We start from the raw sequence: 9,026 nt of genomic DNA, 5'->3' as shown, positions 1-9,026 counted from the left end.
TGCGGTGTGTGAAGACGAAACGAACCGAAAGTTCGAGATCTTGCAAAACACCGAAAGCTATCACATACCCAATTTGCTGAAGCGAGGCCAACTGGCCACGACTCAGTACCCGAATTTCTTGACGACCATAGAGCATTGGAACCACCTGATCCCATCCCGAACTCAGCAGTGAAACGATGCATCGCCGATGGTAGTGTGGGGTTTCCCCATGTGAGAGTAGGTCATCGTCAAGATTAAATTCCAGAACCCCTGATTGCTAACGCAATCAGGGGTTTTGTTTTGGGCGGTCGGAAACTTTACCGACATGCTCGATATACAGCGGCACCCCGACAAATTTGCACAGTTATTTCTGAACCAGAACACTAGAATAGGCACCTAATCTTTTTTAGAGTCCGAGCCCTATATGCCCGACCCGGTTGATGCCCTTGAGGCGTCAGACTTACCGCTGGACGAACTCGTGGCATGCCATGAGTGCGACTTGTTGATGCGCAAGCCGGAGCTTGCCCGCGGTGAAAAGGCCCAATGCCCACGCTGCGGCTACGAGCTGTACGCTCACCGCCACAACGTCGTTGAACGAAGCCTGGCGTTAGTGATTGCCGCGCTGCTGTTGTACGTCCCCGCGAACTTTTTACCCATCATGCAGCTCAATCTACTCGGGCAGTCCTCGCAGGACACCGTGTGGACCGGCGTGGTCGGTCTGTTCGACACCGGTATGCAAGGCGTCGCCGTGGTGGTGTTCCTCTGCAGCATGGGCATTCCATTGCTCAAGCTCCTGTGCCAACTGGCGGTATTGCTGAGCATCCGCTGGAACATCGGCCGTAGCTACGGTCTGCTGTTTTATCGCATCTACCATCATCTGAAAGACTGGGGGATGCTCGAGGTCTATCTGATGGGCGTGCTGGTGGCGATCGTAAAGCTGGCTGACATGGCCACTATCACCGTAGGGCTCGGTCTGGCCTGCTTCGTCAGTCTGTTAATGGTCCAGATATTGTTGGAGGTGGTGATGTCACCTCACCAGATCTGGGAAGCGCTGTCAGGAGAGGATGCTCATGCGGGCGATTGATGCGGGCATTCTGATCTGTACCGAATGCCACGAACTAAACAAACAAGACCCGGACACCGACGAGCAAACCTGCACCCGTTGCGGCGCGCTGGTCCACGCCCGTCGTCCGAACAGCCTGACGCGCACCTGGGCGCTGCTGATCACGGCAGCCATCTTGTACATCCCGGCCAATTTGTTGCCGATCATGACCGTAAGCTCCCTGGGCCAAGGCGATCCGAGCACCATCATGTCCGGCGTGATCCAGTTGATGCAGCACGGCATGTTCCCGATCGCCGCTGTAGTGTTCATCGCCAGCATTCTGGTGCCCACCTTCAAGCTGGTGGGCATCGGCTTGTTACTGTTCTCGGTGCAGCGTCACCAGCCACTTTCCGCGCAACAACGCATTATCATGTACCGCTTTATCGAGTTCATTGGCCGCTGGTCCATGCTGGATATCTTCGTGATTGCCATCCTGGTGGCAGTCGTAAACTTTGGGCGACTTGCCAGTGTCGAGGCCAATCTCGGTGCCGTAGCGTTCGCCAGTGTGGTGATCTTGACGATGCTTGCCGCAGTAACTTTTGATCCCCGACTGATTTGGGATAACACGGAGTCGGACGACGACCATGAGTGATTTGCCTAAGGCTAAAACCCGCCCAGCTTCCAACTGGTCGGCCATTTGGGTGCTGCCCCTGATTGCCCTGATCATCGGTGGCTGGTTGGGATGGCGTGCGTACAACCAGCAAGGTATCGAGATTCAGGTACGCTTTGAAAGCGGCGAAGGCATCCAGGCCAACAAGACCGAAGTGGTCTACAAAGGCATGTCCGTGGGTAAGGTCAAGACCCTGGCCCTGGATGACGAAGGTAACAATCGCGGGGTGATTGCCACCATCGAGATGAACAAGGACGTGGAGCAATACCTCAAGACCAACACCCGCTTCTGGCTGGTAAAGCCAAGTGTCAGCCTGGCCGGGATCACCGGCCTGGAAACCCTGGTCTCGGGTAACTACATCGCCGCCAGCCCAGGCGATGGTGAGCCGACGCGCAAGTTCAAGGCCCTGTCCGAAGAACCGCCTTTATCCGACGCCAAGCCCGGCCTGCACCTGACGATCAAAGCTGATCGACTCGGCTCGCTGAACCGTGGCAGCCCGGTGTTCTACAAGCAGATCCAGGTCGGCCAGGTCAAAAGCTACCTGCTCTCCGAAGACCAGACCACCGTTGAAATCAAGGTCTACATCGAGCCGACCTACGCCAGCCTGGTGCGCAAACACACGCGTTTCTGGAACGCCAGCGGCATCAGCATCGACGCCAACCTTTCCGGCGTAAAAGTCCGCAGTGAATCCCTGGCCAGCATCGTTGCCGGCGGTATCGCCTTCGCCACGCCGGAGAATCGCAAGGACAGCCCACCGACGGACCCGAGCCTGCCGTTCCGCCTTTACGAAGATTTCGATGCGGCCGCGGCGGGCATCAAGGTCAAAGTCAAACTCACCGACTTCGAAGGCCTCCAGGCGGGCCGCACCCCGGTGATGTACAAAGGCATCCAGGTCGGCAGCCTGAAGACCCTGAAGATCGACCCGGACCTGTCCAGCGCCAATGCCGAGTTGACCCTCGACCCACTGGCCGAAGACTACCTCGTCCAGGACACCCAATTCTGGGTAGTCAAGCCGTCCATCTCACTGGCCGGCATCACCGGGCTGGAAGCGTTGGTCAAAGGTAACTACATCGCCATCCGTCCCGGCGACAAGGGCACCGCGCCACAACGGGAGTACGTCGCCCGCGCCAAGGCGCCGCCACTGGACCTGCGTTCCCCCGGCCTGCACATGGTGCTCTTCACCGACAACCTCGGTTCCCTGGATGTCGGCAGCCCGATCCTCTACAAGCAGGTCAAGGTCGGTTCCGTGCAGAGCTACCAGTTCTCCCGCAAGAACAAACAACTGGTGATCGGCGTCCATATCGAGAAAGAATACGAAGGCCTGGTCAATGGCTCGACCCGTTTCTGGAATGCCAGCGGCGTGACCCTGACCGGTGGGCTTACCGGCGGCATCCAGGTGAAAAGCGAATCCCTGGCCAGCCTGATGGCGGGCGGTATCGCCTTCGAAACCCCGGAGCCGAATGTGCCGCTGAAAAAGCGCATCCCGCGTTTCCGTCTGTTCCCGGATCGCGAAGCCGCCAACCAGCACGGTACGTTGGTGACCATCAAGGTCGACCGCGCCGATGGCCTGCGCCCGGGTACGCCAGTGCGCTTCAAGGGCCTGGACGTAGGCAAGATCGAAAGTGTTGACCTGAGCGCCGACATGCAATCGGTGCTGCTCAGCGCGCGTATCACCCAGGTGGCCGACCGCATCGCACGGGCCGGCAGTCAGTTCTGGGTGGTCAAGCCTGAACTGGGCCTGATGAAAACGTCGAACCTGGAAACCCTGGTGACCGGCCAGTACATTGAAGTACAGCCAGCGACCAAAAGCATCGGCCCACAGAAGAGTTTCGTCGCGCTGGACAAGCCGCCAGAAGCCGTTCATCAGGAGGAGGGCCTGAGCCTGGTACTCAGCGCCGCACGCCGTGGCTCGTTGAAGGAAGGCGTTCCGGTCACTTACCGCGAAGTCACCGTAGGCAAAGTTACCGGCTACGAGCTGGGCCAGACCGCCGACCGTGTGCTGGTTCACATCCTGATCGAGCCCAAGTACGCGCCTCTGGTGCGCAGTGGCAGCCGGTTCTGGAACACCAGCGGCTTCGGGCTCGACTTCGGCTTGTTCAAGGGCGCGACCGTTCGCACTGAGTCCCTGGAGACCCTGGTCGCCGGCGGCATCGCCTTTGCCACGCCGGACGGCGAGCGCATGGGCAACGCCGCTCGGCCCCAGCAGACCTTCCCGCTGTTCGACAAGTTTGAAGACGAATGGCTGACCTGGGCGCCTAAAATCCCGCTCGGCAAATAGATCGAGGCGCGGCCTTCGCGAGCAAGCCCGCTCCCACATTTGACCCAGTTCCCATTGAAGGAACCCGATTGAATGTGGGAGCGGGCTTGCTCGCGAAGAGGCCCTCAAGAACACCAAAAAAAGGCCGCGATCCAGAAGATCGCGGCCTTTTTGCATTTCAGCGCAACTGATTAAACCTCATCCAGCTCCGGCTCATCCGCCTGCACATTCACCGTTGCCTTCACCACATCGTGACGACGGATGTACTTCCAGTCCGCCTCATCAATGTAGATCCCGTTCGGCCCGCTGCCGCCTTCCAGGTCGATCGCCACCTGGGCGGAAACCTGCGGCTTCACACTGGCCAGAATCGGCACGAAGCCCAGCTGCAAGCTGGTCTCCAGCAATGCTGCCTGGTTCTTCTCATCGATGTCCGCGGCCTCATCGAGGTAGTACGGCAAGCGCACGCGCCCGGCCTGGTCGCGGTCCATCAAGTGCAGCAACAAATACATGTTGGTCAGCGCCTTGATGGTCATGGTGGTGCCGTTGGAGGCGGCGCCATCGATGTCGGTGTGAATGATCGGCTGGCCGTTGACCTTGGTGATCTCGAACGCCAGTTCGAACAAGTCCTTGAGGCCCAACTGGTTATGGTTGGCCGCTACCAGGCGCGCCAGGTATTCCTTGGCTTCCTCGTTCTTGTTGTCCTGTTCGGCGCTCTGGCTCAGATCGAACACCGACAGGGTTTCGCCTTCTTCATACTGACCGGCACTGTGGATGATCTGGTCGATATGCTTGAGGGCTTCCTTGTTCGGCGCGAGCACGATGCGGAAGCTCTGCAGGTTGGACACCTGGCGCTTGTTGATCTCACGGTTGAACAACGCCAACTGGTGCTCAAGGCTGTCGTAGTCGCTGCGGATATTGCGCAAGGTGCGCGCGATATCCGTGACCGCCGCCCGCCGGGCCTTGCCCAGGGTCAGGGCTTCATCGGTACGGTGCGCGTAAGCGTTGATCAGCAGGTGCAGGCGGCGCTCCATATCGTCTTCACTGTCGAACTTGGCCACGCCCTTGAGGCGCACCTGTGCGTACAGCGCGTCGATCTGGCCATCAGCGCGCAGCAGGCCTTGCCAGCTGTCCTGGTAGTCATTGAGCAGCGGCAGCAGGTTGTCCATGGAATCGTCGACCGGGTCCATGAACGGCGTACCAAACGGCAAGTCTGCCGGCAGCAACTGGCGACGACGCAATGCGTCATCCAGGGTGCGCTGCTTGGCTTCCATATCACCAATCTGCCGGCCTACCAATTGCAGCTTGGCCGACAGTTGCTGGACGCGCTCGGTAAACGCATCGCTGGAGCGTTTCAATTCGTCCTGGGCCGCTTCCATCTGCGCCAGGCTTTCCAGCTTTTCGCCTTCCTCGGCGCTCAGGGTTTGTGCACGGCGGAAATCTTCCAGCGCCTTCTGCGCGTCCAGTACCTGTTGGTACAGCGCTTCAGTCTGGGTCTTGCTCGCCGCGCGGTCGGCCGCCACGGCTTGCTGGGTTTTCAGTTGCTTGAGTTCTTTTTCCAGACGCTCTTTCTGGTCGCGCAACGCGGCGCGGTCAGCCAGTGCCTGCAACGCTGGTGGTTCAATGTGCGAGATGTCGATGGCCAGCCCCGGCACTTCAAAACGCTCGCCCTTGAAGCCATCAAGGATCTGCTCCAGGGATTTCACCCACAGGCCGTCCTCGTCCAGCGTGATGCCATGCTCACCCAGCGGCAAACTGAACAGCGAACTGTTGAACAGGCGCATCAGACGCTCGACATCCTGCTGCGAGAATTCTTCCCGCAGCTTGGCGTAGCTGTTGTTGTCGGCGTGATCGAGTTGCTGCTTCACCGACTTCAGGCGTTTTTCCAGGTCCCGCAGACGTTCGTCCAGATCCTCGGCGCTGAACTGACGCGACTGCGCCAAGGCCCCGGCCAGTTCATCGTGAGCATCCTTGGCGGCCAGCAGTTGCTGCTCCAGCACCTTGACGTCATCCACCAGCGCGAAGCGGTGCTTGAGCACCGACAGCTCACCCAGCCAGCGCTGAATCCCGCTGATTTCCCGCTCCAGGCGCATCAGCTCCTGAGTGCCGCCGCGCTGGTCGTTCTGCAGCGAATCCTGCTCGTTGCGGTAATGCTCGGCCTGGATCGTCAGTTCTTCCTTGCGCGCACTGGCGTAGTCCGACCAGGTGCCCAGCAACGAATCCAGCAGCGGTGACAGGCGATGCAGCTTGCCCCGCAGAATGTCCCGCTGCTTCACGCCGTTGGCCAAGGCTTCTACCAGAGGGCCGGCAGCCACCAGCGAGTTGTAGTCCTGCTCCATGCGTCGTACATCGCGGAAGGCTTCTTCGCACGCCGCGATGTAATCGACACTGCCGGAACGCAGGCTGTGTTCGAACGCATCCAGAAACAGCTGCTTCAACTTGGCCGCGGTGATTTCCCGCATGTGCAGCAAATTGATAAACAGCGCGCGGAAGGTCTTCAGGCTCTGCTCGCTGGTGGAGCGCAGCGGAATCAGGGTCAGGTCCAGCGGGATCGACGTATGGCCGCCCACCAGCAAACGCCGCAGCTCATCGGGCTTGAGCTCATAGGCTTTCAGGCCTTCGCGCTCAAGGTTGGTGAACAGCTCTTTCTGGCGCAGGCAGGTGTCGTTCTTCTGGTAGTGCGCCAGGTCCAGCTTGCCGGCGTAGGCAAAGAACTGGTGACCGAAACCACCGCCCGGGCCGCGACCGACCACGCCGATCACGTGCGGGCCATGGGGAAGCGAGACTTCCACGAGGATGTAGCTGGTGTCGGTGGCAAAGTAGAAACGCCGGGATTGCTCCAGGGTGTACTTGCCGAAACTCATGTCCGACATGCGCGCCAGAATCGGGAACTGCAAGGCGTTGATCGACGCCGATTTGCCGAGGTTGTTCGCGCCGTACACCGACAGCGGTTCTTCCAGCGGGAACAAACCCAGGCTGTAACCGGCGGTGTTCAAAAGGGCGAAGCGGCGAATGCCGTAGCGTTCCTTGCTCATGCGTCGGTCTCCTGTTCTTCGGCAATGGCGCGGGCCAGGGCGTCTTCTTCGCTTTCTTCTGCAAAGTCACTCAAGTCCAGCGGGTCATCGGTCTTCAGCAGTTTTTCATCGCTGTCTTCGTCGATGATCACCGGGGCCGGCAACGGCAATACGCTGTGGATGCTCGCGGCCAGGTCGCGGTCTTGCTGGACCGAGAGGCACACATCGAGGAAGCGGTGCATCGGCGGCAGGAAGCGGTAGATGCCGTTCTCTTCACCGGCAAAACCCAGCTGGGTCATGCGGCGCATGATTTTTTCTTCCAGTTCCTCGACGGTCTGCACTTCGGCCTGGATAAACAGGTCGCGGTACTTTTCCAGCAACGACGGCAGTTCGTCACGGCCCAGGCTGCCACCGTCGAGCACGGCGATCGGGTCGCGGCCCTGGTCGGCCAGGTGCTCGACGATGATGAAGGTGAACAACGCCAGGCGCTGGGCGGTCTTGTTGACCTGCGCGGCGGCCACGGCCGAGTCCGGCACGAAGTAGTAGAAACCCCGCGTGTCGCACACCAACTCAAAGCCCAGGGCCTTGAACAACGTGCGGTACTGGTCCTGGAAGTTCGACAGTTGGGCGTACAGCTCCGGGTCGCGGCGGCTGACGTGGTAACCCTTGAACAGCTCGCGAAAGATCGGCGCCAGCTGGGACAGTTCGGATAGATCAAGATGCATGAGGGGTGCTCGCAGAATTCCCGGCCGTATCAATACTGGCTGGAAGCAGGGCGAATGAGCGCAGGCTGACCTGGTGCTCGTGAGTGTGGTAATCCCGTCGTTCCAGACGTTCACGCTTGAAGCGTTTTTCCCGCGACAGGCGTGAGAACCAGTACAGCAACTCGTCGGTTGCGCCGTCCGGTTCCTGCTCCAGCAGCCAGGTCATCAGGTCCGGCATCGGCAGCGCGTCTTCACAGCGCTCGAGCATTTCCTTGACCGTGCGCGGTGCGCGAGGGGCTTCGCCCTTGTGGGATTTGTGCGCCTTGGGGAAACGCGCCGGCTTCGGTTCGAAGTTGGCCAGGGCGTACACGTAGGCTTCGACCTGGCTGGCACTGCCAAGAAAGGTGCTTTGCGGCCGGGTGAACATCGGCATCGCCGCTTGCGGCACCGCGTCCAGGCCCTTGCGGCGAATCGCCGACAAGGCCAGCGCCGCGCCACGGGTCACGGCGTTGTGCCGGCGCGCTTCTTCCCGCAACGGCAGCAGCAGTTCCCGGGCGTGACGCAAGGTCAGTTGGGCGCTGGTCTGCATTTCGAGGATGCGCGCGTGGGTGCGCAGCAGCATGTCGTCATCCACCAGGTGGCCGAGGCGCTGCTGCTCGGTAAGCATGCGCAACAGTACGTTTTCCACCTTGCGCACGCCCTGTTCGAAGGCGCCGTCGGCGTTCACCAGTTGAATCATCGGCTCGACGTATTCGTCCCAGGTCGCCAGTACTTCGGCGTAGCGCTGGCGCAACGGGATCTGCCGGTCGCTGGTCTTGGCGCGATCGGCCACGGCAGCGAGGGCCTGTTCGTCGTTGGCGAGTTTTTTCAGCACGTCGCGCACGCGCATGTCCAGCAGGCGCAATTGGCGCGCCAGGTCATGGCCGTCGCGGATGTCGAAGGCGTCCTGGATATAACCCGCCAGGCGCTCAAGGTGGCGCAGGTAGGCTTCGATTTCCAGGCACAGGCCTAGCCGGTGCTCCTTGCGAAGATACGCCAGGAAGTCGTGGATCTGTGCGTTGAGCTCGAAACGGTTCGGGCTCTTGGCGACAGGCACCAGGATATCCAGGCGAATCCACACGTCCAGCAGGCTGGTGATGTCCTGTGGCGTGCTGTCCAGTTGTTGGGCGGCCAACTGGGCGCGCAGTTCGCTGAGGCTCAGGGTGCCTTGGTCGAAGTGTTCGCACAGTGGCTCAAGCAGGGCCCAGTGTTCGGCGAGGGCGCGCAAGACGCGCTTGGGTTCGATCATCGGAATGGCCGGCTGGTTAGCGATTAAAAGCAGCGATTGTACTGCATCGGTGCCGGGATTTATCCACAGCCGGTC

Annotated in this window: 6 protein-coding genes and 1 rRNA gene; 4 read left to right on the top strand and 3 right to left on the bottom strand. The window is 60.4% G+C overall.

What is annotated here, in order from left to right; genetic code table 11:
* Nucleotides 1-117 precede the first annotated feature (117 nt).
* The 4 genes from rrf (at nucleotide 118) to HX869_RS22320 (ending at nucleotide 3,969) form a co-directional block, all read left to right on the top strand.
* Nucleotides 118-233 (top strand): 5S ribosomal RNA (rrf, locus tag HX869_RS22335).
* Between the two features lie 170 nt (nucleotides 234-403).
* A complete protein-coding gene (locus HX869_RS22330) occupies nucleotides 404-1,063 on the top strand; it encodes a paraquat-inducible protein A (RefSeq protein ID WP_177022667.1) in 660 nt (219 codons plus the stop codon).
* Complete coding sequence (locus HX869_RS22325) at nucleotides 1,050-1,673, top strand: paraquat-inducible protein A (protein WP_003214366.1); 624 nt, start codon at nucleotides 1,050-1,052, stop codon at nucleotides 1,671-1,673. The genes HX869_RS22330 and HX869_RS22325 overlap by 14 nt, the downstream gene beginning before the upstream one ends.
* Complete coding sequence (locus HX869_RS22320; RefSeq protein WP_003214369.1) at nucleotides 1,666-3,969, top strand: PqiB family protein; 2,304 nt, start codon at nucleotides 1,666-1,668, stop codon at nucleotides 3,967-3,969. Before HX869_RS22325 ends, HX869_RS22320 begins: the two co-directional genes overlap by 8 nt.
* A gap of 170 nt (nucleotides 3,970-4,139) precedes the next feature.
* On the opposite strand, the gene mksF is transcribed toward HX869_RS22320, so the two are convergent.
* Genes mksF through mksB form a run of 3 tightly spaced genes read right to left on the bottom strand, consistent with a single transcriptional unit; the run spans nucleotide 4,140 to nucleotide 8,951 of the window.
* A complete protein-coding gene (gene mksF, locus HX869_RS22315; protein WP_008437530.1) occupies nucleotides 4,140-6,980 on the bottom strand; it encodes an Mks condensin complex protein MksF in 2,841 nt (946 codons plus the stop codon).
* On the bottom strand, nucleotides 6,977-7,684 hold the full coding sequence (mksE, locus tag HX869_RS22310; protein ID WP_003214375.1) for an Mks condensin complex protein MksE: 708 nt from the start codon (nucleotides 7,682-7,684) through the stop codon (nucleotides 6,977-6,979). The genes mksF and mksE overlap by 4 nt, the downstream gene beginning before the upstream one ends.
* Nucleotides 7,674-8,951: an Mks condensin complex protein MksB gene (gene mksB / locus HX869_RS22305; protein WP_003214377.1), complete on the bottom strand. Its 1,278-nt coding sequence runs from the start codon at nucleotides 8,949-8,951 to the stop codon at nucleotides 7,674-7,676. The genes mksE and mksB overlap by 11 nt, the downstream gene beginning before the upstream one ends.
* Nucleotides 8,952-9,026: the final 75 nt, after the last annotated feature.

It is taken from the genome of Pseudomonas sp. P7779, assembly GCF_013386315.1.
GTDB lineage: Bacteria > Pseudomonadota > Gammaproteobacteria > Pseudomonadales > Pseudomonadaceae > Aquipseudomonas.
This window is presented reverse-complemented; position numbering and strand designations above follow the sequence as displayed.

Bases quoted from the DNA above. Each gene is read 5' to 3' on its own strand.
- HX869_RS22330 (WP_177022667.1), top strand. From the start codon at position 404: ATGCCCGACCCGGTTGATGCCCTTGAGGCGTCAGACTTACCGCTGGAC.
- HX869_RS22325 (WP_003214366.1), top strand. From the start codon at position 1,050: ATGCGGGCGATTGATGCGGGCATTCTGATCTGTACCGAATGCCACGAA.
- mksE (WP_003214375.1), bottom strand. From the start codon at position 7,684: ATGCATCTTGATCTATCCGAACTGTCCCAGCTGGCGCCGATCTTTCGC.
- mksB (WP_003214377.1), bottom strand. From the start codon at position 8,951: ATGATCGAACCCAAGCGCGTCTTGCGCGCCCTCGCCGAACACTGGGCC.
- mksF (WP_008437530.1), bottom strand. From the start codon at position 6,980: ATGAGCAAGGAACGCTACGGCATTCGCCGCTTCGCCCTTTTGAACACC.
- HX869_RS22320 (WP_003214369.1), top strand. From the start codon at position 1,666: ATGAGTGATTTGCCTAAGGCTAAAACCCGCCCAGCTTCCAACTGGTCG.